This window comes from Planococcus sp. VCh962 (genome assembly GCF_057748275.1).
In genome coordinates this window covers 59,245-84,351 of sequence record NZ_JBYLHS010000001.1, presented here as the reverse complement: position 1 = coordinate 84,351, position 25,107 = coordinate 59,245, and the positions used below count along the sequence as shown (strand labels likewise).

Here is a 25,107-nt window from a genome sequence, read left to right as displayed (position 1 = left end):
AAAAAAGAGCAGGCAACTCGCGGCTGCCTGCTCTCTAACATGTTCTGAAAAAATCGTGTATAAAATTCGGCATGATTTCAAGAATCGCTTCGTCCGGATTCAGTTTGGAATGATGCAAACCGAATGGAGAATTGACACCAGCCCAAAACATGACACCCGGCAGTTCTTCAGTAAAATATCCAAAGTCTTCTCCCGTCATTGCTGCTTCGCTTCGAACTGCCTCAACGCCTTTATAACCTTCAGCAAAACGAAGCAATTGTTCTGCCAGCTTTCCATCGTTGTTAACTTCTAAATAGCTGGAGCCGTAATCAATCAATACTTGGCAATTGTAGCCTTCTTCAACAGCACGGCATATCGCTTCAATGCGTTTTTTCACTTTGTGCATCGATTCGAGATTCAATGTACGGATGGTTCCTTCGAGACGCGCATGTTCCGCAATAATATTCTGGACAGTTCCTGCGCTCAGTTTGCCGACAGTCAATACTGCAGAATCCATTGGATTAACGTTGCGGCTGACAATAGTCTGAAGCTGCATCAAAAGCGATGCGGCAGCAACTGCCATATCTTCCGTCAAATGAGGAAAAGCTGCATGACCGCCTTTGCCATGCAAATCGATGAAAAGTTCAGAAGTGTTGGCAAACAGCAATCCAGGTTTTGTGGCAACTGTTCCTACCGGAAGCTCCGGTGAAATATGCAGCGCATAAATCTGGTCCGGCAAAAATGCCGGTTGGTCATTTTTCAGCCATTCCCGAAATGGCAAAGCTCCGCCAGGCCCTTCTTCTGCAGGCTGGAACAAGATCACTGCATCATCTGCAATAGGCTCTTCAATCAGCCGGGTCAATAATCCAAGTGCAATTGCCATATGGATATCGTGTCCACAGGCGTGCATATATCCTGGATGTCCCGACTGGAACGGCAATCCGGTTTCTTCTGTAATCGGCAAACCGTCAATATCTGTACGCCAACCAATCGTTTTGGCTGGCGCTGTCCCCCGCACTTTTACAGCGAGCCCTGTTTTCCATTCCAACACTTCCAAGCGATCTTGAGAAAGCGTATCAATGTATGCCTTCAGATAAGCTTGTGTCTTCCACTCCTGAAAACCGATTTCTGGAATTTCATGCAAGTCTCTTCTGAGTTTAATCAAATCCATCATCAAAACCCGCTTACAGCTGGCGCAGTTCTTGTTTGATTTCTGTTTTTGAGCGTGTCTTTTCATCCATCAATTTTAATACACGCGCTGGAGTTCCACCTACCACTGAGTTTTCAGGAACATCTTCGATAACGATCGCGCCAGCTGCAACAACTGCACCTTTTCCTACACGAACGCCTTCCAGTACAACGGCATTAGCACCGATCATGACATCGTCTTCGATGATAACTGGAGTTGCAGATGCAGGCTCAATTACGCCAGCAAGCACGGCTCCTGCACCGATATGGCAGTTCTTTCCGACAGTCGCACGGCCGCCAAGGACCACACCCATATCAATCATCGTGCCATCTCCGATAACTGCTCCGATATTGATAACAGCACCCATCATGATGACACAATTATTGCCGATTTCTACGTTTTCACGGATAAAAGCCCCAGGCTCAATCCGGCTATTGATATTTTTCATGTCCAAAAGCGGAATCGCTGAATTTCGGCGGTCGTTTTCAACCACAGAATCTTCAATCACAGAAGCGTGTGTTTCTAAAGCTTTCTGAACCTCAGCCCATTCGCCGAATACAGTTGCACTGTTTCCTTCTCCGAATACCTTCGAGCCTTCACCAAAATCCAATGAAGCGACTCCTTGGCCTTTAACGTAAACTTTTACCGGTGTTGATTTTTTTGCATTTTGTATGTACGAGATAATTTCATTTGCATCCATTTGTTTCATCAATAAAAACCTCTTTCTATAAGTTATGTTGTAATTATAACGGATATAGCATGAAAATTCAGCACTTTAGCTTAATAAAGCGGCATGTTTTTTGACAATATCGACAAAGGCTTCCACTTGACGCAATTGAAACGCAGATTCATAACCAATCAGCCACGTATCCCGAGTCAATTCCAATTCTTCTGCACTGCTCGAGAGCGGCATCATATGGACACCTTCTATTCCGCTCAATGTAATTGAAGGCAAAATGGCATAGCCGATGCCGTTGATAGCCATTTGCTTGCAAGTCTCAATCTGATCAACGGTAATTTGCCGTTTCGGGTTTGATAGAAAATGCCTCTGCCACCATTGCTGGATTTCTTCGTAATAATTGGAATCACTTTTAAATTGGATAAACGGGCGCTCTGTTTTTTCAACCTGGTCCAATGATTGGATTTCCTTGTCTACTAAATATAGCGTGTCCCGAAACAAGTGCATCTTCGGCCCTTTCCAGTCAGTATGCCCTCTGACAATCCCGATATGTGCCTCTCCTTCATACAAGGCCCGGGCAATTTCTGAACTCCATCCCGTGATCAACTGGATTTTAGCTTCTGGATAAAGCGTAACAAAATCTTTCAGCACTTTCGGCAACCAGTTTTGGCCAATGATTGTTGCACAGGCAATCTTCAGCGTGCCGTGGACTTTTGAAGTCAATGTATGGAGCACTTCAAAAACTTCTTCTTTTCGCTGGATCATTTCTTTTGAGTAATTGATGACCAGTTCCCCTGCGGGTGTTGGCGTCAGCCCTTTCTGGGAACGGATAAATAATTGCTGGCCCCATTCTTTTTCAATAGATTGCAGACGCTGGGACAATGCCGGCTGTGATAAGAAAAGACGTTCGGCCGCTTTTCGCATATTGCCTTCTTCTGCCAGCACTTTAAGAATCAATTCTTCATTAGCCACGTTCGCTCATCCCCTTTTTTCTCGGCAAGCCAAATATTAGAACAAAACTGATTACAGCAAAGACAGCTGTTAATCCATACACATTCTGCAAAGCTTGTGAAAGGCCTTCCTGCAAAAAGTGGAGCACTTCGACCGGGAGTGCTTCCCGGCTTTCTTCAGTCAGCATCCCATTGACTGAATTCAAGTTATAATTCTGTTCATTGTCATGGAAATAACTTAACAATGTTGAGTTAAGAAGACTGCCAAGCAATGCCACGCCAATTGTGCTGCCCAGATTGCGCATAAACATATTGGAAGCCGTCGCCGTACCGCGCTGCTCATAGGAAACCGCAGCTTGGATGGATACAATAAACGCCGTAGAAGTTAAACCCATGCCGACTCCAATCATAAAGCTGGACATTGCTGCCCACAATGGCCCAAATTCAGGGCGCATTAACACAAACAGCACGGTCCCAATCACCAGGAAAATCCCTCCTGCAAGCGAAGTTCTGAAATAACCGATTTTGATTAGCAGACGGCCTGAGAAAAAGGCGGCAATCGGCCAGCCGATTGACATCGCCGTCAATGTAAAACCGGCTATTGTAGCCGGCTGTTCCATAACACCAGTTACATACGTTGGCAAATAGCTCGAGACAGAGATTAAAATCATTCCGGTGAATAACGAAACTAGATTGGCGTATAAGATCGATTTATTTTTCCATATTTCAAAAGGCATCATTGGATCTTTCGCTTTTCTCTCAACCAGAACAAAAATAACAAAAACGGCAGCGGCACCGAATGACAGCGAATAAGATGGCAACGAGTTCCAAGCAAATCCTACTCCGCCTTCCACAAGCCAGTACAGAAAGCTCGTCAGAGAAACGGTCAGCAGAAAAGCGCCCATATAATCTATGGATGGTTTTACTGATTTTTTAGGTTCCACGAGAAAGATCAATACGCCCGCAAGCGCTAGAATACCTAAAGGAATATTCACCCAGAATACATATTCCCAGCCAATTGTGGCAACCAGAAATCCGCCGATTGCAGGCCCGGTTACAGCCGATATTCCCCATACACTGGACAAATAGCCTTGGATTTTTCCCCGTTCTTCAGCCGTATAGATGTCTCCTACAATTGTTGTGGCGATCGGCAAGACTGCTCCTGCTCCGATTCCCTGGATGAAACGGTAAAAAATCAGCTGTTCCATTGAGCCTGCTAACCCACATAATAATGAACCGATTAAAAATAAAATAATACCAAAAGCAAAAATGGGTTTTCGGCCAAAAATATCCGACAGCTTGCCGTATAATAACACCGTGACTGTACTCATCAATAAATAAGCTGAAAAGACCCAGCTGTACTTTGAAAATCCTCCGAGGTCTGCTGAAATGCTCGGCATGGCTGTTGAGACGATGGTCGCTTCTACCGCACCGATGAACATGGCGAGCATAACTGAGGCCAGCACGAGTGGCCTGTTTGTTTTTTTCATTTCCCGACCTTCTTTCGATTGACAGAAAAAAGGCCTCACAATGAGACCTTTTTTTACGTTTAAATTTAACCGGCTTTAAAAGCGCAGTGGGAAAGATATCCACCGCATGAATTTACATAAGCTGAACTATAGAATGATTCGTTAATACACCGCTTGAGCCGTTATGGATAAGGCAAAAAGCAAAGACTATTTCACCTGCGCCATTTAGCCGCCAAGCCAACGGCCTCACAACCCTCGATCATGTCTTCCCAGCTGTTTTGCGAAATTGGCAAAGCTTAGTTCATTAGTTCAACTTATATTAGGCACTTTATTTTTTCAATTGATAAATTTGCTTTTTTAATTGTTTAAGTATGACACGTCGAGTAAGTATGCCCATGAACATTGCGTCATCATCAACCACACATAAAAAATTCTGGTCAATCAATAAATCCAAGGCCCTTTGGAATCGTTCGGAAATATGGATCAATGGGAAATCGGTTTGCATGATATCTTCTACTCGGATTTCCGGCAAACGTTCATATTCAATGTGTTCGAGTCCAAGAATGGCATCGGTTATACGTTGGGCATTAATCAATCCGCAAAATCGATATTTCGAATCCAACACGGGGATTGCAGAATAACCTGTTTTCGTTAATACAAGCAATGCATGTTCTGCACTATTATTGACCTGTACATGTGCTACTTTTTCAGATGAAATTATATATTCTTCAATGGGGGTATCGAGAAAATCTCGGCTGGGTAATGAAATCATATACTCTACTCCTTTTGCATCATAAACGAGTCATCCTGTCTTCGGTTACATCATAACATAACCTGTTTAATGAAACTATTTAATTGTATTTCCAAATCTCCTCAAAATGGAAATTTGTTTAGCCATTGCCCGCCATCAAGTGTTACAATTTCTCCATTCATGTAAGAAGCTTTATCCGACATCATAAACGCTGCCAGTTCAGCAACTTCTTCAGGTTTTCCGAGACGTCCGAGCGGAATCGACTCCAGCGTTCTTTTTGCGGCTTTTTCGGATTCCCATAATTTTTCTGCGCCTCCCGTACGTTCAATCGGTCCAGGCGCAATTCCATTCACCCGGATACCATATTGAGTACCCCATTCAACAGCTAACGTACGGGTCAATGACATAACGCCTGCTTTTGCAGCTGCAGAGTGGGCCACTCCTGCCCCGGCATTCCAAGCATAGGTTGCGAGCATATTGATGATGCTGCCTTTAATGCCTTTTTCAATCCAATAATTGCCGACTGCATGAGAACAGAAAAAGGTGCCATTCAATACGATATCGATTACAGATCTCCAGCCATTCGGTGATAATTTTTCTGCATGGACGATAAAGTTTCCAGCTGCATTATTGACGAGTCCATCGATTCGCCCAAACTTATCATGTGCAAAATTCACCATGGCTTTGGCGTGTTCCGGCTCCCGTACATCCATCTGGAAAACTTCAACTGATCCATGCTGAGCTGCAATCGTCAACACCGCAGCATTCAATCTTTCCATGTCGCGGCCAGTGATGACCACATTTGCTCCTTCAGCCGCAAATTTCTCAGCCATATGAAGCCCCATTCCACTTGAACCCCCAGTAACAATGATTGTCTTATCTTTCAACATATCCCTATCCCCTTTCGAAAATATTTCCCCATCCTCTATCTTTAAAAATCCCTTAAAGCCATACCGCATCAGTATACACTGGCAGCATTTTTTGATATGATTAGTAGACATTATCCATAAAAATTTGTTATAGAAAGGAATGACTTCATGCCAAGTAATAAAAACGACACGGATATTGCCCAAGCTATTTTCACGGTCAATAGACATGCGAAAACCGCCCCGGACAACCAATACTTATATGCATTAAAAAAAGAGGCACTATTGTTGATGATCAATCAAAACCGCGCTCAAAAAATCGGACTTCACTTCAGTAAAAACCCCCGGAAAAGCCAACAACAATCTTCAGTACTTGTAAAATGCGAAAGCTATTATTTTCACATGTTGCCGAAAAAAGAAGACTTTGAACAGCTTGAACATTTAGGCCAATTAGATGAAACGTACCGTAACCCGCCCAGCAGGATGAACTTGAAAATGGCAAAAGAAATATTGAGTGAATTCACTGGACTTCAGCCACAAAAAAAAGAAACTGCAGCATCTCCTTTTGAAAAATCTTACAAACCGCGCAAAATTGATCGGTTTTATTCACCAAAAAAATCATATTTTGATTGATGTTATTAACCGGAGACCTAACAAGGACTCCGGTTTTTTATTTTAAAATAACTTGATCAACGCTTGGGTACCATTTTCGCTATATCCTTCATCAGCCAGTTTTTCATACATGCTGAGCGATAAACGCAATCCTGGCAAGTTTAACCCCATCAGCTCAGCTTCTTCTGCCGCAATTTTCATGTCTTTGATAAAATGCTTAATGTAAAAACCGGGTGCAAAGTCTTCTGCAATCATGCGCGGTGCAAGATTGGACAATGACCAAGAGCCTGCTGCTCCGGATGAAATGGATTTTAAGACTTGTTCCGGATCGAGTCCAGCTTTTTTAGCATATACAAGCGATTCGCAAACCCCGATCATATTGGAAGCAATATTGATTTGGTTGCACATCTTGGTATGCTGTCCTGAACCTGCTGGGCCTTGGTAAATGATATTTTCCCCCATCAGCTCAAGAAGCGGCAAAACTTTTTGAAATACTTCTTCTTCTCCCCCCACCATAATTGACAGAGCGCCTTTTTGCGCACCGATATCTCCACCGGATACAGGAGCGTCTAAAGCTTTTAATCCACGTTGTTTTGCTTCTTCAAAAATGCGTTTTGCAAGATTAGGTTTGGAAGTGGTCAAATCAATCAATATCGTGTTTTGTGGAGCATGCTTCAATATCCCTTGCTCTCCAAAATATACTTCTTCCACATCAGACGGATATCCCACCATTGTAAAAAGCACTTCTGATATTTCAGCAACTTGTTTAGGAGATTGCACCAAACTGGCGCCTGCGGCTACAAGATTTTCAGCTTTTTTAGCTGTGCGCGTATAAATAGTTACTTCATGTCCTGCCTTCAGCAGGTGTTTCACCAAACTGTTCCCCATGACGCCCGTGCCTATAAATCCCAGCTTCATATGTAATCACTCCTTTTTCTATGTATTCAGTTTAGCAAAATTTTTCTGCTAAATCACTGAAATTAAGAAATTCTTCATTTAAAGGAGCGTTCTGCAACTATCTTTTGTTTCAGATTCTGCAATAAATATTTTAAGGACAATAAAAGAAGGTAAAAAAAGAAGCCGATCCGCTATTCGGACCGACCACAAAAGGGGGAAATGAGAATGTTGCTGTGTTCAGATATATTATGCCCTTCTTTTGAAAGGCTTAAACATTTTCTTTCAAATAAATTTCTTTTATTTTTCAGTTTCCATTAAAAAAGATTTTCATTTATAATCGGATTCTTTCTATTTTAAACTCTGCTATTTTACTTACTTGGATGGCTCTTTTGTGTAAGTATAGATTGTCACGCCATGATGAAAGGCGGCTCCCCGAAAGTGTTTAAAGTCCTCACGTTTTATCAGGATATCTCTAAAATCCAAGAAATCTTCTTTTTGGATCTTCAAAGAAGAAATTTCTCCTTGCTTTAATTGTTCAAGTAATTCTTCATAGTTCGCCATACAATATTCTCCTTTATCCTTCTTTTCACTTTGCCGCTTCTGGTATAATATATGATGGAATCGCCCAACTGACTAAGCAGCGCTGGACCTCATAGCCAATGCCTGTTCAGCTGAAAGCTGATAATTAACAGTATACAACATCAAAAGAAGTTGAACACCTTTTGCCAAGCCGCTCTGGTTCCACTGAAGATCGGCTTTTATTATTTAGGAGGATTATCCATGTTAAATCTTTTTAAGAAACATCAACTTTTACTGCTAATTCCTATCGCATTTGCTTTATACAGTTTAGCATTTCAAGACACCGCTATTTTTTGGTATATGTATACATTCGCTTTATTGGTACTCATGTCGTTTGCCGTAATTTCAATTAAAATCTTCGATGAAATGGCAACATGGAAGTCATTAATCTACGGGCTTGGATATGGCACTCTCATCTATGCAATCATTGCAGGCGGATTTCAATTTTTCAAGTTGCTTCCGTTTAATTTCGTAGCTTCCACTTCTTCATTCTTATCAACTTTCGCTCCAACATCGATTTGGCATTTTTTGCTCCTGATGTTCATCATCGTGCCTGGAGAAGAAATTTTCTGGAGAGGTTTCGTCCAGCAAAAATTAAAACAGTATTTCTCTATGTCTTTTTCAGTGCTGATTTCAGCCTTATTATTCGGGTTGGCTCTTGGCTTCGGTGATTTTGTTCCTGGGATGCTGGCTGGTATGGTCACAGGAATCATTTTAGGATTTTTATATGAATGGAAAAAAAGTATGCCTCTATTGATCATCGCCCATTTAGTTATGCTCGTCCTGCTATTTTTAGTTATGCCTTTATCTGTTTAGCTTGAAACGTTTTTCATTCTCATACGTCAACTATAGGAAAGGGAGGAATAATTATGAAAAAAAGTTTATTATTTATTGGATGTATAGTAACAATCAGTGCAGCACTTGCAGCTTGCGGGACTTCAGAATCCAGCAAGGAATCAACTAACGTTTCAACTAACGAGGCTGCGGAAGAAACCGTTGCAGAAGAAACCGTAGTAGAAGAAACCACTAAAGAAACAGCAAGCGAGGAAACAACAGAACCAAACCAGGCAGAAGCCGAAGGAACATTGACTCAAAGTGATGAACAACCTTATGAAATATCCGTATTAAAAGGTTATGAATTAACATCTGAAGAGCCGGGAAAAGATTCTCTTTATTTGTCTGATAACTCTTCGGTCTTTATGCGGATTGAAACATTCGCTCCCGACGTAAATGATTTTTCACAAGCAGAAACACAGCTGAAAGAAACGCTAACGGCTATTAATGCGGAATCGGAAATTGCAGAAGGACCAGCACTTGAAGGGGAAGAGATTATCAATTCCTCGAGCTACGAAATACCGAGCACTGAAGGAAAAGTGACGGGAATTGTTTTTGAAAAAGAAAATCAAATTGTCCGTCTGACGATTTTTGATAATACGGCGGTTAACGCTACTGCTGATTTTATTGCCATGGGACAAACCATTGAAAAAACAGAATAAATGAAATGAAAAAAGCCATCTAAAAAAGATGGCTTTTTTCATTAGCTTAATAGGATAAGTCCTTGATCGACAAACCGAGTTTTTTCATTAACTCAATAGCTTGGTCTTTTTCTTCTTTTGACAAAGCAGTCGTCAATTCATGCAGGTTTTTTTCGTGTTCCGGAAAAATCTGGCTCATGAATGCTTTTCCTTCTTCCGAAATTTCTGCGTACGTCACCCGTCGGTCGGTTGGGCAATTGACTCTGTTAATATAGCCGCGCTGCTCCAATTTATCAATGACATAAGTAATGGAGCCGCTAGCCAGCAAAATTTTTCCGCCTATTTTTTGCAAAGGCTGCTTTCCTTTATGGTACAGCAATTCCATGACAGCAAATTCGGTAGGATTAACTCCATGTGCTTGAAAAAACTGATTGGTTTGTTCCGTAATAGCTTTATGTGCCCGCGATAAAACAATAAATAGTTTTAAAGACTGCTTGACATCTTCGTTCATAAGATCCACTCATTTCCAATTTAAAAATCTATTATAATAATTATAGTCGTTTCATAGGAAAAAAGCACGGTTATTAAGCTATTATTCCATGATTACCCAATTATCACTCGTTCTTTCGGATAATGGAATTTGGTTTGATCGGTTTTCCCGCCAATCGTAAATAGGAAAGAAATGAGCCCTACCCTTCCGATAAACATCAGCGCCATGATGACTATCTTTCCAAAACTGGACAAGTCATCGGTTATTCCGAGGGACATCCCACAAGTTCCAAACGCAGAAGTGATTTCGAAAATGATTTCTACAGCTGAAGCATGTGGTTCTGAAATGATCAGGGCCATAGTGGTAATAAGCACCATGAAACAAGCCAAAATGATAACGGCGTAAGACCGGAAAACATCAATCAGTTCAATTTCCCGTTTGAATATCTGGATGCTGTTCTTCCCTCTTGCGAAATTAATCAAAAACAGCACGGCGATGGCGAAAGTCGTTGTCCGGATTCCTCCTCCAACAGAGCTTGGTGAAGCCCCAATAAACATCAATGCACTCATAAAGATATTAGTCGCTTCACTAAACTCTGTAATATCCATTGTCGTGAGCCCACCAGAACGGGAAGACACGGAATGGAACATTGCAGCAAACAATGTTTCGTGCCAATTATATCCTTTGAACGCATTCAGCGATTCAAAAGCCAATAAAACCAAGGTCCCGACCACCAATAAAATTCCGAAGGTCGATGTCGTAATTTTAGTGAACAAAGAAAATCGGAAGTTTTTATTTCTATTTGATAAAAATTCTTTTACTTCGATCAAAACAGGAAAACCGATGGCACCTAAAATGATCAGGATCATATTGATGCTTTGCACAAAGTAATCATTGAAAAAAGGATTTAAGGACTCCCCTGTAATATCAAATCCTCCATTTGTGGTCGCACTGACTGAAGCGAAAATTCCTTGCAATAAAGCTTCAGTAAATGTATCAAAATACTGAGTAAAGTATAAAGTAAAGATAATGGCTCCGATCAATTCAATCATCAAGAGAATTTTGATGATTTCACGAATCAGCTTAACAACGCCAGACATATTGAATTGATTGTGGTCTACCATAATTAATTGCCGTTCCCGCAAGCCGATGCGTTTACCAACCAGCAGCCAGAAAAAAGTCCCTAACGACATAATTCCAATTCCTCCGAGCTGCAAGATAAACATAATCATGATAATGCCGAAAACAGAATAGGTTTCTGCAATATTGACAACGGTTAACCCTGTGACACTAACCGCACTCACTGCAGTAAATAAGCTGTCGATTATGGACATTTCGACTCCGGGTCGATGCACTCCCGGTAGACGAAGCAGCAAAAAGGAAAAAGCAATCGCTACGAAATAATACGAAACGATTGCCTGGGCAGGTGTAAGATTCCGGATTTTTTGAAATGAACTATTCATATCGGTTTAATTCCTTTCTGCCTATTATTCTCTTCTTATTCTATGAAAAGAAAGTAGAAAAAGAAAGTGGCAAAAATTAAATTTACTGCTTTTATACAGCAAAAAAAGAGCAGAAAAAAGTCTTCTACTCTTTTTCCACTTTTTTATTTTTCTGTGATGGAGATTCATTCTTGTTTTCGGAAGAAGGAACGTCATTTTGCTTTTCTTGATTGGATGTCCCGTTATTTTTCTTTTCTGCCTTTGGTGCTTTTTCTTTTTTCAATTGTCCTGGTGCCCCATTTTTCTTTTCTGACTTAGGCTCTGTTTTTTTCAGGTCTTTGCTTGGAGGAATTGTTTTTTCCTCTTCTTTGGCTTTTGGTGCCGCTTTTGGCGCCGCTTTTGGAGCTTTTTCCTTCTCCTGCTTAGGAGCAACTTCTTTTATTTCCTGTCCTGGTACTCTTCCTTTCTTTTCTTGGCCAGGAGGAGCAAAGTTCTTTTCCTGCGGAGGTGGAATTAGTTTCTTTTGCTGTTCAGGAGAATTTGTTCGCTTTTGATGCTCTGGCGATATCTCTTTCATTTTTTGTCCTGGTGTGTCTTCTTTCTTTTTTTCGTTGGAAGGCTCCGCTTCTTTCTTTGCTTCATCTGGCAGCTTTTTTACCTCAGATTTAACTTTGATATCTTTTTCATCATCCGCTTTTGATTTGTCAGCTGGCGTTTGTTCTTCTAGAGGTTTAATAGGTATTGATTTGTCGACTTTCTGTCCGACGGGTACGCTGTCTTTTATCGATTGCTGCCATTGTTCACGCGTCGCTTTTTTCAAGTGGACTTCAACATTATCTTTCACCAAATCAGTAGTAGCTGCCATGACGATTTTTTCAACGGGCAAAACTGAATTTTCATCTTGACTGGCAGAAACAGTCGTAATGGTCACTTCTTCGGTCGCATCATTCAACGACAGGGAAATAACCCGTTTCAAAATTTCGTTCAATGACTGATTTTTCCATTCTCCCAGCTGATCGATCAAATCCAGTCCATCGGCATTTAAGCTACGAATTGAAATGACATCGAAATCTTCATCCACTCCCAGCTCCATAGCTGGATTGACTTCAACTTGAACATAAGCAAAAGCTTCTTCGGAAGGAAGAAGTACAGACAAAAATAAGAACAAAACAGCAACGGCAGCTATAAACGGTGCCCATACCGGCTTCCAATGTGCTTTAGTTTTGCTGATTTGCGGATAAAAATATCCTTCTTCTCCTAGGTCTATAGCTGAATCAACCGGCTTGCCCATGAGGAACTGTCCATTCTTCAACATATAAATAGAGCGGCTTCCTTTTGACTCCACACATATTCCTTTTTGCATATTCATCAAAGTAACCGCTCCTTTAAATAGTCTTTTAAGTAATGCAAGTCGCTGTTGAGCAAAAGAATGACAGCGATTATGTATTTCCGGTTTCGTTCGATCGTTTTCCTTGAAACCCGAACCATTTTTTCAATTTCCTTAATGGGCAACTTTTTTTTATTTTGAAGGTATTCCATATATTCTTCTGTCTCAGCCACAAGTTGGGCAATCTGTACAGCTGACTTCCGAGCATCTTCATGAGAAGGCGAGACTTTAACCAATATTTGAAAACTTAAATCAAATTCTGAAAGCATGTCTTCATATTGAGCAATTTCTTCACGCCTGATTTGGGTCTGCTGCTCCAAACTGAACCGATTAATGGCAGCAGAATCTTCAATCCATTTATGTGATTCCTCTTCGCCGCTTGCTGTAGAAGTAAAATCATGGCTAAATTCAGAGCGCCGGTTTTCTTTTCGGATAAAATCAATAATTCTTCTTCTTATTATCATATGGGCAAAGGTTAAAAACGAAGCATTTTTTCCTCGTTCAAAGTCCTGTATAGCTTCATGAAAGGCGGAAAGGGCAATGCTGTATTCGTCATCATGATCATCGATGAACCGTTTGCATACTTGCGCTGCCGTTTTTTTCATAAAAGGGGAATAAGCAGAGAGCAAATTATTCAGTGCTTCCTCATTGCCCTTCTGTGCTTGTAAAGCCAATTCTTCAGCTGAAAATTTCTCACTACGTCCGAATAAACCTGTTAAAGCTGCTATTAGCATGCTGCTCACCTCTTTTCTTTCTGACACCACTTTTGATTGTAACGGCAGAATTTGTAAAAGAAAAGGGCAATTGGCTGGTACTTTGTAATTATTCGTCTAGCTGATTTGTTTTATGTCGGTATTCTAATTTTTATTATAAAAAAAGCCTCCCTAAGGAGACTTTATAAATTATGCATTTTCTTCTTTGTTCTTTTTGATACCAGTCAAGACTCCCACAACAACAATTCCGATCAATACCGTCCAGAACACAATCGTCCAAGGCGTCGAGTGAGGGAAATCGTGCGGCAAAATGCCAAGATTTTCGTGTGATAAAGTCATGACAAGCAATTTAACCCCTACCCATCCGACAATAACAAATGCGGCAGTTTCCAATTGCGGGTACTTTTCAAGAACTTGAACAAATTTATGTGCAGCGAATCGCATGATGATAACACCAATCAGTCCACCCGCCAACATAACAGCGAATTGCCCAGCATTGATGCCGCCGATTTCGCTAACACCGAACAGGTCCAAATGAGGCAACGTTACTGCAAGAGCTACAGCAGCAAGCATAGAGTCGATGGCAAACGCGATATCCGCTAACTCGACTTTTAATACCGTCATCCAGAAACCAGAACCTTGCTTAGGTGCTTTATCAACATCAATGACATGATCGCTATCGCCTTTTCTCTGATCATAGATGTTTTTTATCGCGATGAACAATAAGTAAGCCGCTCCAAGCGCTTGGATCTGCCAAATATCAACAAGCAGCGTAATCATGAATAATGCTGCAAAACGGAATACGAAAGCACCTAGTAATCCATAAAATAAAGCTTTTTTCTGCTGTTCTTTTGGTAAATGTTTAACCATTACAGCCATAACGACCGCGTTATCCGCAGCCAGTAGTCCTTCAAGTCCTACCAGTACCAATAAGACCCAGGCATACTCTAACAATATTGCTTCCATTCTTTCTCCTCCTATATTTTGCCAGCAAAAAAGACCCTTGCCTAAAAAAAGGCAAAGGTCTCGCTAAGCAAATAAATTCACTATCATAACCGATGGTTACTAACCATGTATTGACGATTATGAAATAGGTTTCCCTACAGCTACTCCCCTCTGACTGAAAGTCAAAGTGTATGAAGTTGTAAAATTATTATACCATAATTCTTGAGCTTGTAAAAGATTAGCGTATGGCGATATGGTATTTTTTATCCTTTTTATGAAACTGATAGAACTCTACCATCGAAGGCAATGTTGCCAAAAAGTCAGCACATTGAATGCCGCTGCCTTTCAGCAACTGCTGTGCCTTGCTTGCATCAAAAGAAGCGTTCCATGTTAAATAGTCTAATGTCTCTGCTTCTACACCAAGCATCTTGCGTACTGGTAGAACTCCCAAAGACATTCTAGCCATTTTATGTGGCAATCGCGCTTTTGGTATTTTTCCAGTCATTTCAAACACCATTCTGCGATACACTTCTTCAACAGGATGAGGATTGGGATCAGTCAAGTGAACAGTTTCTCCTTCTGCTTGAGGCAATCCACTCAAATAGATGGAAGCATCAATAATATAGTCAATAGGCACAACATTGATAAAAGCTGTAGAACGCCCGACATAGGGGATAAATGGAAGCCGGCTAGCCCGGTCAATTAAATTGAGGAAAAAGTAGGGGCCATCAAACTTTACGGTTTCCCCCGTCTCTGAATGGCCTCTCACAATCCCCGGGCGGATAATTGTCAATGGCACTTCACTTTTTAGTTTTTCAACTAGGAGTTCAGCTTCGAATTTTGTCTCTTCATAGAAATTTTTAAATTTTTCCGGACGAATCAATTCATCTTCATAAAGAATGCCTTCTCGTGCACCAGCAACATAAGCGGTGCTGAAATACATATAGCGTTCTAGATTCGGCATTGTGCGAATAAAGTCATTAACGTTTTCGGTGCCTTCTACATTAACTTTCCAAGCAAGTTCACGCGGGACAGCTAAATCATAAATAGCAGCCAAATGCCAAAAAATCACCTTTTTAGACTTTAAATGCGTTATTTGTTGCTGATTTAAAGCTAAATTCGGCTTAGTAATATCTCCTTCAATGATATGTATCGGTTTACAGCCTGTTTCTTGCTGAATAATTGCTGCTTGTTGTTCAGCTTTTGGCCGTTCAGCTGGAAGAACAATAGCCGAAACGCTGACATTGTCTCCAACAGATTTACGGATCAGCTGGCTCGCGATAAATCCTGGAAAACCGGTAAAAACAATTTCTTTCATGACATCCACCCCTCCCCTTCTATTATACATAATATTCCAACTTATACCTTTTAAAAATGTATTTTCATAAAAAATTACACTTCCATTCCCCTGTTACGGGAATTATGGAAGTGCAATAGAAAGAGAAACCAACTCAGTGGATACTATTAAACATCGCTGATTGGTAAAACGGTGAAAAAGAAGAACCTCTAAATTAAGCTCTGACTTTTTTACGATTCATATTTCTTGTTTCACGATCAAACAGGCTATAAACAATCGGTACAATATACAGCGACAAGAAAGTAGAACTAATCATGCCTCCAATCACAACAATCCCCATTGGCTGGTTGATTTCCGTTCCTTCTCCTAGACCCAATGCTAACGGGATTAATCCAAGTATCGTCGTTAAAGCCGTCATTAATATCGGGCGCAAGCGGTCACGGACAGAAGTCATGATAGCCTCATATGAATCCATTCCTGCCGCTTTTCGCTGGTTGATGTAATCAACCAGGACAATACCGTTATTGACCACAATCCCGACAAGAACCAATATCCCGATTACTGCCGTAATGCTGATTGGGGTTTGCGTGAAGAATAAGGCGATCGATACCCCAATGACCATCAATGGTACAGTAAACATAATGACAAATGGATACTTGAATGATTCAAACTGCGCCGCCATAACGATATAAACAAGAACCACTGCTAATGCGACTGCTAAAAGCATATCGTCAATGGCATTGTCGAATAGTTCACGATCACCGCCGAAAGTTATTTGTGTGTCTTTATCCAAATTCAGCTCTTCCAGTACTTTATCTACCTTATCGGACATATCTCCGAGCGTCACATCCGATTTATGCTGCAAGGTAAAGGCGACGCTGTCTGCCTGGTCTACTCGTTTAATGTCCACCGGGCCTTCAGAGACTTCTATATCCGCAAGTTCTTCCAGATTTACAAACTGTCCAGCCGGTGTTCTTAACTTCAATGCTTCTAGTTTTTCCTCGCTGTCTCTGAACTGTTCTCCTAGTTTAACAAACACACTTAGCACTTCATTATTTTCAGCAATGACTTGAGTAGCAAAAACACCCCGAGTCAAATTATTTACCGTCTGGGCAATCTGAGCAGGAGCAAAACCGAATTCAGTTGCAGCTTGTTTATTGATTTGCATTTGAATTTCTTCGATTGTTTCATCCCTGTCATTCGTCAACTCAGTTACTTCTGGAAGTTTTCGAAGCGCCGCACTGATGTTTGTAACAGTATCATCAAGCCTTTCCTTATCTGTGTCGGTCACAGTAAAGTTCAAAGTATTCGGAGATGAACCAGCAGCAGTCTGTAAATTGAAATTGACTTCTGCCCGGTTACCAATCGTTTCAAGAACCCGCGGCTGGACATCATCTACAAATTCAAAAACAGATCGGTCCCGTTCATCCAGTGGCACCAATTTCACATATAATTCTGCTGTATTGGTTTCCGTCGTGCCTTGTGCCTGGCCTTGCTGCGTGCTTCCAACTAAACTGACAAATACTTCTACATCTTCTTCTTTTTTCAGTTCTTCTTCTATTTGATTCACCACTTCATCTGTAGCTGCTAATGATGAACCATAATCCAAGCCAACGGAAACTGTTACAAACCCTTCATCCGTCGCTGGAAGGAATTCCGTTCCAACCTGATAAACACCGAACATCCCTACAACTAAGAAAACTAAAGCTGTTAACAGCACAATCAGTCGATGAGCCAATGCCCAGGCAACCGATCTCTGGAAATTTTTGAGCCTCTTTGAACGTCGTGTTCTTGCTTCAATATCACCTTTTGGCTTTTCCAGCATTCTCGAAGCAAGCATTGGAATCACGGTTAACGCAACAGAAAGGCTGGCAAATAAACTGAATGAGATGGTAACGGCAAATTCAAAGAAAATCTGTCCAATCAGCCCTGTAATAAATGCTACTGGAACAAATACCGCCACCGTCGTTAAGGTGGAAGCAGTAATGGCTCCTGCCACTTCTTTCGTTCCTTCTGACGCTGCCTGGTGCGGAGTTTTTCCCATGCCCAAATGACGCTCAATATTTTCAATTACGACAATGGCATTATCCACAAGCATTCCAATGCCCAATGCCAGCGCGCCCAACGTCATAATATTTAAAGCGAAATCAGCAAAGTACATTAAAACAAAAGTAACAATGACCGAATAGGGAATCGCAATACCAATTATAATCGGGCTTTTTATGCCTCGCAGAAAGAAAAATAACACGGCCATGGCAAACAGGCCTCCGAAAATAAGGGTTTGCCCAATATTCCCAACAGCCAAGCGAACATAGTCACCTTGATCAAATAAAACATCAGCTTCAACCCCTGCGAAACGCTCTTCTGCCAGCAATTCATCCAGTTTAGCTTTAAAGGCTTCTGATACGTCAGCTGTGTTCGCTTTCGACTCTTGTAAAGCGGAAAGCAAGACCGCAGGCTCTTCATTGGCTCTTGTATCGCTATTTGTCTCTTGTTCACCGACTGCCACTTCCGCTACATCGCCAATTGTGACACTTTCGCCGTTTAGAGGATTCACAGTTATGACCAAATCACGGATTTCATCAGCGCTGGTTAATGTACTGACTACCCGAGTAGTTAAATGGCGCCCATTTTCTGTATCGATCGGCTCTCCAGGCATGGAAATATTATTCGCTTGGATAGATTGAACAATATCAGACTGCTGCAAGCCTCTTTCTTCTAGTTCTGTCTGATTCAACGAAATTTGTATTTCTTCCACCAAAGATCCTGAAATATTAACACTTGCTACCCCTTCTGTTTGAAGCAGTTCTGTTTCCAGCTCTTCGGCTAACACTCGAACGTCTTCTCCGGATTCAGTAGCTCTGACCGCTAATTGAATAACTGGAAATTGCGATGGATCGAACTTAAAGAATTGCGGCTGGTTCGAATCATCCGGGATGATGGTTTGGTCAATCCGCTGCATAATATCCGTCTGGACATCATTTATATCTGTTGACCAGTCAAATTCAAGCAAGATAAAATTTGAACCTTCTTCAGATGATGATTGAAGGGAATCGAGCCCTGGCAATGTAGACAAATTTGCTTCGAGAGGTCTTGTCACTTTTTCACTTACTTCGGTCGGACTCGCTCCTGGATAACTGGTTACCACTACACCAATCGGCGGGTTTAATTCAGGAATAAGGGTGATCGGAATTTTAAAAAAAGACACTGCTCCAAGAATTATGATCAAAAACATGATGACAGTAGTAAATACTGGCCTCTTTATCGAAAAATCGCTTAATTTCATCTGTTTCCTACCCTCTCTCTATCCCTCTTTAACAAGTGAATCCCATCTATAAAAGCTGCCCTCTGCTTCGTCCTTTTATCATAAAAAAAATTATAGGGAACCGCAAATTTTAGTCATAGCATTTACTAAAGATTAAAATTATTTTGTCCAAAAAAAGAACCTGCAAAAGCAGGTCCTTTTTATAATAAACTGTATAAACGAATTTCAGGATTTTTGTCCTGGAACCAGCGGGTAGCAAATTCATTTTCAAATAAGAAAACATAATTGTCATAACGGTCTTTTACTAGCAATGAACGGCCGCTTGACATGGATTCCTTAATCTCTTCTTCATTTTCAATCCAACGGGCAATTTTATTGCCGACCGGTTCCATAACCACGTCGACATTGTATTCGTTTTTCATCCGGTGTTCAAACACTTCAAATTGAAGCTGTCCGACAGCACCTAAAATGACTTCTTCCAAGTGCAGCGTCTTGTAGTATTGAATGGCGCCTTCTTGCACAAGTTGAAGAATCCCTTTATGGAAATGTTTTTGTTTCATGACGTTTTTGGCTGTCACTTTAACGAATAGCTCCGGCGTAAACTGCGGAAGATTTTCAAACTGAAATTTCTTGCCGCTCGTAATGGTGTCTCCGATTTGGTAATTCCCGACATCATGGAGACCGATAATATCACCTGCAACTGCTTCGCTGACGGTTTCCCGATCATCCGCCAAAAATTGAGTAGTCTGGCTCAATTTAATAGACTTGCCCGTACGAGCCAGTGTTACGTTCATGCCACGCTCAAATTTACCTGAGACGATGCGGACAAATGCGATGCGGTCCCTGTGGGCAGGATTCATATTCGCCTGGATTTTAAAGATAAAGCCTGAAAATGGCATATCGACCGGATTAATTTCTTCTTTTTCCTGCGTCTCGCGTGATTGCGGCGGCGGTGCAAATTGCAAATACGTTTCCAGGAAAGTTTCAACACCAAAGTTTGCAAGTGCACTTCCAAAAAACACAGGAGTGAGCTCTCCTTTTCTCACTTGCTCAATGGAGAAATCATTTCCTGCTTCATTCAACAATTCGATGTCTTCCATCGCTTGAGTATAATAAGATGTTTTCATCATTTCATGTTCTTCAGCCAGTTGACCATCTTCATCCAATTCGAGGAATTGTCTGCTTCCTGTACGGAAAGGTTCCACCCGGTTGTTAAAGCGGTCGTAAATTCCTAAAAACTCTTTTCCCATCCCAATTGGCCAGTTCATTGCATAAGATTGGATGCCGAGGACTTCTTCCAATTCTTCCATCAATTCAAGCGGTTCTTTCCCTTGGCGGTCCATTTTATTAATGAAAGTAAAAATCGGAATGCCGCGCATTTTACAAACTTTAAACAATTTGACTGTTTGGGCTTCAATACCTTTCGCCACATCGATGATCATGACAGCGCTGTCTACCGCCATTAATGTGCGGTAAGTGTCTTCACTGAAATCTTGGTGTCCGGGTGTATCCAGAATATTGACGCGGTGCCCATCATAATCAAATTGCATGACAGAGGAAGTAACGGAAATCCCTCTTTGCTTTTCGATTTCCATCCAGTCGGAAGTTGCAAATTTCCCGCTTTTCTTGCCTTTTACTGTTCCAGCGTCGCGGATCGCTCCTCCAAATAATAGCAATTTTTCTGTCAGCGTCGTTTTCCCTGCATCCGGGTGGGAAATGATCGCAAAGGTTCTTCTATTTTGAATTTCATTTTTTAATTGGGTTGACATTCTTATACGCTCCTTTAATTCTACTCTGTTTATATTAGAGAAGAGGGCTGAAAAAGACAAGGAATTTAAACGCTGTCCTCAAAAAAAGAAGCCGGGAGGGCTTCTTTTTAACGGAATTTTTTCAATGTTTCCTGAATCGCGATTTCTTTGTCGCTATGCGGATACTTGGTGGAACCGATAATTTGGTAATCTTCATGTCCTTTCCCTGCCAAAATGATGATATCCCCCGGTTCTGCCTGGGCAACTGCATGTTTTACCGCTTCGCTACGGTCGCCAATGCAAGCAAAATTCCTATGGGCCATACCGGTCTGCAAGTCATTCAAAATGCTGTCGTATTCCTCATAGCGTGGATCATCTGTTGTCAAGACCACATAATCGGCAACCGATGCTTTTTCAGCCATGATTGGACGCTTTGTTTTATCCCGATTTCCTCCTGTGCCTACAAGGAAAATAATACGGTTTGTCTTAAAATCAGCAACCGCGTCGATGGCTTTTTCAATGGCGTCGGGGGTATGGGCATAGTCGATGAAAATGGAAATGGGAGCATCCATTTCAACTTTTTGCATGCGCCCTTCAACCGGTGCAATCCGTGATAGTGCGGCAATCACATCTTCAATTGGAAAACCTTCTGCATATAGCGCAGTAATCGCTGCTAAAGCGTTTGACACATTAAAATGGCCCAACAATTTCATCGAAACAGCATACTCGCCTTGCGGACATTGCAAAGTGAATTTTGTTCCTTGGTTATCCATTTGTATAGCTTTGGCCTTAAACTGGGCATCTTCTTTTATCCCGTACGTATAAACAGGATGAGGCGTCATATCGGCATATTGCTTCGACCAAGGATCGTCAGCATTTAAAACCGCCTGCTTTTTTTCTCGCAGGTTTTGCCCAAGCTGCGAAAATAGCAAACCTTTGGCATGCCCGTATTCTTCCATGGTGCCATGGAAATCCAGATGGTCATGCGTTAAATTGGTGAAAATCGCCGTATTGAATTCCACTCCAGCCAACCGGCCTAAAATCAAACCATGAGAAGAGACTTCCATGGTCATATGTGAGCATCCGGTTTCTTTCGCTTGGGCAATCATTCTTTGAGTAGTCAGCGCATCGCTCGTCGTGTTGGAAGATTGGTGCAATTCACCGTTCAAATTGAAACCGATGGTCCCTGTCAGGGCCGATGATTCACCAAGTTCCATCAGCATCGAATGCAGCATTCCTGACACGCTTGTTTTTCCATTGGTGCCTGTCACGCCAATCATTTGCAGATCCTTTGACGGGTAGCCGTAGAATTTCGCAGCAAGCAACCCGAGTGCGCGGTCTGTATCTTCTACTATGAGAATTGCGGTGTTTTCAATTTCCAAGGGCTGTTCTGAAACGATCAGTACAGCTCCTTGCACGGCTGCCTGCGCCGCAAAATCGTGGCCGTCCACGGTATATCCTTTAATGCAAATAAATAAAGATCCTTTTCTGACTTCACGTGAATCCATTGTAATATGTTCGATGGTTTCAGGCAAAGTGCCGATTAATCTATTAAAAGGAACATTTTCGATTAATTGTTTTGTGTTCATGAAAATCCTCCTACTCTGTAACTAGCGGTGACATTACATATGCTTCAAGCAATGCTGCCGCGGCATTCAGCGAATCGATATGGGTCCGTTCATAGGAATGAGATGCTTCAATTCCTGGGCCGAACAAAGCATGTTTGACGTCAAGCCCAGCTCCGATTGCCGCCGAAGCATCTGAACTGTAATACGGATAAATATCCATCTTATACTCAATTTTATTCTTTTTTGCCAAATCAATCAAATGGCGCGTTAAGCCATAATGATACGGTCCACTAGAATCTTTCGCACAAATGGATACAGTATATTCATCCGAAGCCTGGCCGTCTCCGATCGCTCCCATGTCAACAGCTATGTATTCCGCTGTTTGTTCCGGGATATTGGAGTTGCCTCCATATCCGATTTCCTCGTTATTAGATATGTAAAAATGTGTGGTATGCGGCAATTCTTTGTTCGAAGCATTCAATTGTTTTACTAGCTGCAGCAATAACGCTGTACTGGCTTTATCATCAAGGTGGCGCGATTTGATGTATCCGGAATCCGTTGCCACAAAGCGTGGATCAAACGATACGAAATCCCCCACTTCAATACCGAGAGCACGAACTTCCTCAGCGGAAAATACTTGTTCATCCAGCCGGACTTCCATGTTATTTTCGTCACGATCTGCCGTTCCGGCATCTTTATAGACATGGACGGTTGTTTGATGCATTAAAATAGTGCCCGTTATCATTGTTCCATCCGCTTTATGTATCAGGCAGTTCTCACCTTCGATTGCATTGAATTTAAAGCCGCCCACAAGGGATAATTTCAAGCGTCCGCTCGGTTTAATTTCCTTGACCATCGCTCCGAGAGTATCCACATGAGCAGTCAATAACTTATGCTGGTTTTGGTTTTTGCCCTGGATGGTAGCTATTACGGCACCTTTTTTAGTTGTTTTATAATCGATTTCCCATCGGTCAAAGTGCTTTTTGATGGTATTCATGATTGCCATTGTATAGCCTGAAGGACTGGGAATTTCGACTAGTTCTTGCAATAGTTCCAGCGTTTCTTGTTTATTCCATTCAAATGACATGTATAACGCCTCCCTGATTTATTTATCATAACAAAATGAACCATGTTCGGACAGGGCATAATATAGTAATATTGTAACTAGTCCCCTAGATTGAGGTGAATTATGGATCGTTCTACGACCAATCAAAACAGAAACAAATTATTTATCCATTTATTCGGCAGTGCCAGTATTTTGCATTTACTTCTCCCTGCAGCTGTCAATTTCCATGTCGCAATTTACTCTCCTTTGTTTGGGATATTGTCTTATATTATTCTTTTAATTCTTCAATATAAAAAGGTGAATGAGCGCATTATTCAAATACTTGTTCTTCTTTTAATGAACATTAACGTATTCATCTTAAATTTCGAATCATTATCAGCTATTACAGTCATTTATTTTGTTATCCCTGTTATCGCTTCCGCTTTATATTACGATACACTGCCTATTATTTTCCTTGGTGTTTTAACTGCCATAGAAACACTTTTACTGGCTTTGGTTTTTGACGAGTTAAGCGCTAGAGCATCACTTTCCTATATCCATTTGTCACTCTTTGTATTTATAATGTGTGTGCTAAGTTTGACTATACTCCATTCTATCTATTTCAGCCGTATATGGTCCCTGCTGGAACAAAAAAACGAATCAATGGAAAAAGCATTGATTTCAAAAGATGGTTATCTTCAGCTATTTTTTGAGACGGCTAAAGATGCAATTGCAGTATTTGATACAAATAATAAAATTATCGCCATCAATCCGGCTTTTGAAGAATTATATGGCTGGACTTCAGAGGAATGCATCGGACAGAGCCTCGATCTCGTACCGCTTGAAAGAATCGAGGAAGCCAATATCCGCACCTTTCAAGTTCAACAAGGGGAAAGTTTTTCCTTGCTCGAAACAGTGGATGCAAAAAAAGACGGAAGCCTCTTTTATGCACAAATCACTTTATCACCGATTACCGATGAATTTGGAAATGTTGTAGCCACCTCTGTCATTTCCCGTGACATTTCCTATCAAAAAGAAGCAGAGAAGTTGATTGTTCAAGCGGAAAAATTGAAATTAGCCGGAGAAATCGCAGCGGGCGTGGCACACGAGATCCGTAATCCAATGACTGTTATTTCGGGATTTGTGCAAATGATGCAGGAAGATCCCAGCTATCCATATAAGGATTACACCAAATTGATTCACTCTGAGTTAGAACGCATCAATCTTATCATCGGTGAATTTCTGGTTTTAGCTAAGCCCCAGGCTTCATCGCCTAAGAAAATCAGTTTGCGCCAAACAATAGACGACATTATTATTCTATTCGGGCCAGAGTTGAATTCGCATGGGATCCACCTTACGAATCAGTGGGAGAAAGATGACTTCTATGTTCTTGGGGAAGATCATCGTCTTAAGCAAGTCCTCATCAATCTTCTGAAAAATTCAATCGAGGCGATTGGACAGCATGGACAAATCACCATTACAGTGGAAAATTTTGATGATGGTTTTGTCTCCTTACGATTGAGAGACAGCGGGAGTGGCATCACGCGTGAAGTTCTGTCGCAAATTTTTGAACCTTTTTACACCACTAAATCTGAAGGAACCGGCCTCGGCCTAATTATTTCACAGAAAATCATCCGGGAACATGGCGGCAGCCTTGAAATTGAAAGTGAAGAAGGCGTCGGGACCACTGCCACAGTACTGCTGCCGAAAGCATAAAACAGGAGCCTTTAGGCTCCTGTTTTATGCTTTTCATTTAGCTTC

At 41.4% G+C, this 25,107-nt stretch carries 22 protein-coding genes; 4 read left to right on the top strand and 18 right to left on the bottom strand.

Annotated elements, in window-relative coordinates; translation table 11 throughout:
* Positions 1-34 precede the first annotated feature (34 nt).
* The 6 genes from AC3AQ9_RS00395 to fadH form a co-directional block, all read right to left on the bottom strand.
* Positions 35-1,150: an N-acetyldiaminopimelate deacetylase gene (locus tag AC3AQ9_RS00395; RefSeq protein ID WP_488306790.1), complete on the bottom strand. Its 1,116-nt coding sequence runs from the start codon at positions 1,148-1,150 to the stop codon at positions 35-37.
* A gap of 13 nt (positions 1,151-1,163) precedes the next feature.
* Positions 1,164-1,877 (bottom strand): 2,3,4,5-tetrahydropyridine-2,6-dicarboxylate N-acetyltransferase, encoded by a 714-nt coding sequence (gene dapD, locus AC3AQ9_RS00390; RefSeq protein WP_488305487.1) that lies wholly within the window; start codon positions 1,875-1,877, stop codon positions 1,164-1,166.
* A gap of 66 nt (positions 1,878-1,943) precedes the next feature.
* Positions 1,944-2,819, bottom strand: coding sequence for a transcriptional regulator CcpC (ccpC, locus tag AC3AQ9_RS00385; protein WP_488305486.1), 876 nt, complete (start codon positions 2,817-2,819; stop codon positions 1,944-1,946).
* Positions 2,812-4,287, bottom strand: coding sequence for an MDR family MFS transporter (locus tag AC3AQ9_RS00380; protein ID WP_488305485.1), 1,476 nt, complete (start codon positions 4,285-4,287; stop codon positions 2,812-2,814). The genes ccpC and AC3AQ9_RS00380 overlap by 8 nt, the downstream gene beginning before the upstream one ends.
* 307 nt (positions 4,288-4,594) lie before the next feature.
* Positions 4,595-5,038 (bottom strand): cyclic-di-AMP-binding protein CbpB, encoded by a 444-nt coding sequence (cbpB, locus tag AC3AQ9_RS00375; RefSeq protein WP_488305484.1) that lies wholly within the window; start codon positions 5,036-5,038, stop codon positions 4,595-4,597.
* A 101-nt stretch (positions 5,039-5,139) separates the two neighbouring features.
* Positions 5,140-5,907, bottom strand: a complete 768-nt coding sequence (gene fadH, locus AC3AQ9_RS00370) for a 2,4-dienoyl-CoA reductase (protein WP_488305483.1) — start codon at positions 5,905-5,907, stop codon at positions 5,140-5,142.
* A 147-nt stretch (positions 5,908-6,054) separates the two neighbouring features.
* On the opposite strand from fadH, the gene AC3AQ9_RS00365 reads away from it, so the two are divergent.
* Positions 6,055-6,516 carry a YkyB family protein gene (locus tag AC3AQ9_RS00365; protein WP_488305482.1) on the top strand — a complete coding sequence of 154 codons (462 nt, stop codon included), beginning with the start codon at positions 6,055-6,057 and terminating at the stop codon, positions 6,514-6,516.
* A 42-nt stretch (positions 6,517-6,558) separates the two neighbouring features.
* Here the strand turns inward: AC3AQ9_RS00365 and AC3AQ9_RS00360 are convergent, their stop codons facing one another.
* Entirely contained in the window at positions 6,559-7,413 is an 855-nt protein-coding gene (locus tag AC3AQ9_RS00360) for an NAD(P)-dependent oxidoreductase (RefSeq protein ID WP_488305481.1), read from the bottom strand.
* A gap of 351 nt (positions 7,414-7,764) precedes the next feature.
* Positions 7,765-7,953 (bottom strand): protein YkzS, encoded by a 189-nt coding sequence (ykzS, locus tag AC3AQ9_RS00355; protein WP_488305480.1) that lies wholly within the window; start codon positions 7,951-7,953, stop codon positions 7,765-7,767.
* A 219-nt stretch (positions 7,954-8,172) separates the two neighbouring features.
* Here ykzS and AC3AQ9_RS00350 point away from each other — a divergent pair, with 219 nt between their 5' ends.
* Together AC3AQ9_RS00350 and AC3AQ9_RS00345 are read left to right on the top strand one after the other, a co-directional pair.
* A complete protein-coding gene (locus tag AC3AQ9_RS00350; RefSeq protein ID WP_488305479.1) occupies positions 8,173-8,787 on the top strand; it encodes a CPBP family intramembrane glutamic endopeptidase in 615 nt (204 codons plus the stop codon).
* Positions 8,788-8,840: 53 nt separating this feature from the next.
* Complete coding sequence (locus tag AC3AQ9_RS00345) at positions 8,841-9,467, top strand: hypothetical protein (RefSeq protein WP_488305478.1); 627 nt, start codon at positions 8,841-8,843, stop codon at positions 9,465-9,467.
* A gap of 46 nt (positions 9,468-9,513) precedes the next feature.
* On the opposite strand, the gene AC3AQ9_RS00340 is transcribed toward AC3AQ9_RS00345, so the two are convergent.
* From AC3AQ9_RS00340 to AC3AQ9_RS00295, 10 genes are all read right to left on the bottom strand, one after another.
* Entirely contained in the window at positions 9,514-9,957 is a 444-nt protein-coding gene (locus AC3AQ9_RS00340; RefSeq protein WP_488305477.1) for a MarR family winged helix-turn-helix transcriptional regulator, read from the bottom strand.
* Between the two features lie 92 nt (positions 9,958-10,049).
* Positions 10,050-11,399 carry a TrkH family potassium uptake protein gene (locus tag AC3AQ9_RS00335; RefSeq protein ID WP_488305476.1) on the bottom strand — a complete coding sequence of 450 codons (1,350 nt, stop codon included), beginning with the start codon at positions 11,397-11,399 and terminating at the stop codon, positions 10,050-10,052.
* A 124-nt stretch (positions 11,400-11,523) separates the two neighbouring features.
* The gene (locus AC3AQ9_RS00330) at positions 11,524-12,747 is read right to left on the bottom strand and encodes an anti-sigma-I factor RsgI family protein (RefSeq protein WP_488305475.1); all 1,224 of its coding nucleotides are present in this window, start codon (positions 12,745-12,747) and stop codon (positions 11,524-11,526) included.
* Entirely contained in the window at positions 12,747-13,499 is a 753-nt protein-coding gene (sigI, locus tag AC3AQ9_RS00325) for an RNA polymerase sigma-I factor (protein ID WP_488305474.1), read from the bottom strand. Before sigI ends, AC3AQ9_RS00330 begins: the two co-directional genes overlap by 1 nt.
* Positions 13,500-13,667: 168 nt before the next feature.
* Positions 13,668-14,444, bottom strand: a complete 777-nt coding sequence (locus AC3AQ9_RS00320; RefSeq protein ID WP_488305473.1) for a TerC family protein — start codon at positions 14,442-14,444, stop codon at positions 13,668-13,670.
* Positions 14,445-14,661: 217 nt separating this feature from the next.
* Positions 14,662-15,741: an SDR family oxidoreductase gene (locus AC3AQ9_RS00315; protein ID WP_488305472.1), complete on the bottom strand. Its 1,080-nt coding sequence runs from the start codon at positions 15,739-15,741 to the stop codon at positions 14,662-14,664.
* Positions 15,742-15,934: 193 nt separating this feature from the next.
* Positions 15,935-19,006, bottom strand: a complete 3,072-nt coding sequence (locus AC3AQ9_RS00310; protein ID WP_488305471.1) for an efflux RND transporter permease subunit — start codon at positions 19,004-19,006, stop codon at positions 15,935-15,937.
* Between the two features lie 179 nt (positions 19,007-19,185).
* Positions 19,186-20,754 (bottom strand): peptide chain release factor 3, encoded by a 1,569-nt coding sequence (locus AC3AQ9_RS00305; RefSeq protein ID WP_488305470.1) that lies wholly within the window; start codon positions 20,752-20,754, stop codon positions 19,186-19,188.
* Positions 20,755-20,861: 107 nt separating this feature from the next.
* On the bottom strand, positions 20,862-22,322 hold the full coding sequence (locus AC3AQ9_RS00300; protein WP_488305469.1) for a UDP-N-acetylmuramoyl-L-alanyl-D-glutamate--2,6-diaminopimelate ligase: 1,461 nt from the start codon (positions 22,320-22,322) through the stop codon (positions 20,862-20,864).
* A gap of 10 nt (positions 22,323-22,332) precedes the next feature.
* Positions 22,333-23,388, bottom strand: coding sequence for a M42 family metallopeptidase (locus AC3AQ9_RS00295; RefSeq protein WP_488305468.1), 1,056 nt, complete (start codon positions 23,386-23,388; stop codon positions 22,333-22,335).
* 102 nt (positions 23,389-23,490) lie between these two features.
* Here AC3AQ9_RS00295 and AC3AQ9_RS00290 point away from each other — a divergent pair, with 102 nt between their 5' ends.
* Positions 23,491-25,062 (top strand): ATP-binding protein, encoded by a 1,572-nt coding sequence (locus AC3AQ9_RS00290; protein WP_488305467.1) that lies wholly within the window; start codon positions 23,491-23,493, stop codon positions 25,060-25,062.
* Positions 25,063-25,107: the final 45 nt, after the last annotated feature.

What these genes read in the sequence shown, in the direction of transcription:
- AC3AQ9_RS00395 (WP_488306790.1), bottom strand. Translation starts at nt 1,150, where the DNA reads ATGGATTTGATTAAACTCAGAAGAGACTTGCATGAAATTCCAGAAATC.
- dapD (WP_488305487.1), bottom strand. Translation starts at nt 1,877, where the DNA reads ATGAAACAAATGGATGCAAATGAAATTATCTCGTACATACAAAATGCA.
- AC3AQ9_RS00380 (WP_488305485.1), bottom strand. Translation starts at nt 4,287, where the DNA reads ATGAAAAAAACAAACAGGCCACTCGTGCTGGCCTCAGTTATGCTCGCC.
- cbpB (WP_488305484.1), bottom strand. Translation starts at nt 5,038, where the DNA reads ATGATTTCATTACCCAGCCGAGATTTTCTCGATACCCCCATTGAAGAA.
- fadH (WP_488305483.1), bottom strand. Translation starts at nt 5,907, where the DNA reads ATGTTGAAAGATAAGACAATCATTGTTACTGGGGGTTCAAGTGGAATG.
- AC3AQ9_RS00365 (WP_488305482.1), top strand. Translation starts at nt 6,055, where the DNA reads ATGCCAAGTAATAAAAACGACACGGATATTGCCCAAGCTATTTTCACG.
- AC3AQ9_RS00360 (WP_488305481.1), bottom strand. Translation starts at nt 7,413, where the DNA reads ATGAAGCTGGGATTTATAGGCACGGGCGTCATGGGGAACAGTTTGGTG.
- ykzS (WP_488305480.1), bottom strand. Translation starts at nt 7,953, where the DNA reads ATGGCGAACTATGAAGAATTACTTGAACAATTAAAGCAAGGAGAAATT.
- AC3AQ9_RS00350 (WP_488305479.1), top strand. Translation starts at nt 8,173, where the DNA reads ATGTTAAATCTTTTTAAGAAACATCAACTTTTACTGCTAATTCCTATC.
- AC3AQ9_RS00345 (WP_488305478.1), top strand. Translation starts at nt 8,841, where the DNA reads ATGAAAAAAAGTTTATTATTTATTGGATGTATAGTAACAATCAGTGCA.
- AC3AQ9_RS00340 (WP_488305477.1), bottom strand. Translation starts at nt 9,957, where the DNA reads ATGAACGAAGATGTCAAGCAGTCTTTAAAACTATTTATTGTTTTATCG.
- AC3AQ9_RS00335 (WP_488305476.1), bottom strand. Translation starts at nt 11,399, where the DNA reads ATGAATAGTTCATTTCAAAAAATCCGGAATCTTACACCTGCCCAGGCA.
- AC3AQ9_RS00330 (WP_488305475.1), bottom strand. Translation starts at nt 12,747, where the DNA reads ATGAATATGCAAAAAGGAATATGTGTGGAGTCAAAAGGAAGCCGCTCT.
- sigI (WP_488305474.1), bottom strand. Translation starts at nt 13,499, where the DNA reads ATGCTAATAGCAGCTTTAACAGGTTTATTCGGACGTAGTGAGAAATTT.
- AC3AQ9_RS00320 (WP_488305473.1), bottom strand. Translation starts at nt 14,444, where the DNA reads ATGGAAGCAATATTGTTAGAGTATGCCTGGGTCTTATTGGTACTGGTA.
- AC3AQ9_RS00315 (WP_488305472.1), bottom strand. Translation starts at nt 15,741, where the DNA reads ATGAAAGAAATTGTTTTTACCGGTTTTCCAGGATTTATCGCGAGCCAG.
- AC3AQ9_RS00310 (WP_488305471.1), bottom strand. Translation starts at nt 19,006, where the DNA reads ATGAAATTAAGCGATTTTTCGATAAAGAGGCCAGTATTTACTACTGTC.
- AC3AQ9_RS00305 (WP_488305470.1), bottom strand. Translation starts at nt 20,754, where the DNA reads ATGTCAACCCAATTAAAAAATGAAATTCAAAATAGAAGAACCTTTGCG.
- AC3AQ9_RS00300 (WP_488305469.1), bottom strand. Translation starts at nt 22,322, where the DNA reads ATGAACACAAAACAATTAATCGAAAATGTTCCTTTTAATAGATTAATC.
- AC3AQ9_RS00295 (WP_488305468.1), bottom strand. Translation starts at nt 23,388, where the DNA reads ATGTCATTTGAATGGAATAAACAAGAAACGCTGGAACTATTGCAAGAA.
- AC3AQ9_RS00290 (WP_488305467.1), top strand. Translation starts at nt 23,491, where the DNA reads ATGGATCGTTCTACGACCAATCAAAACAGAAACAAATTATTTATCCAT.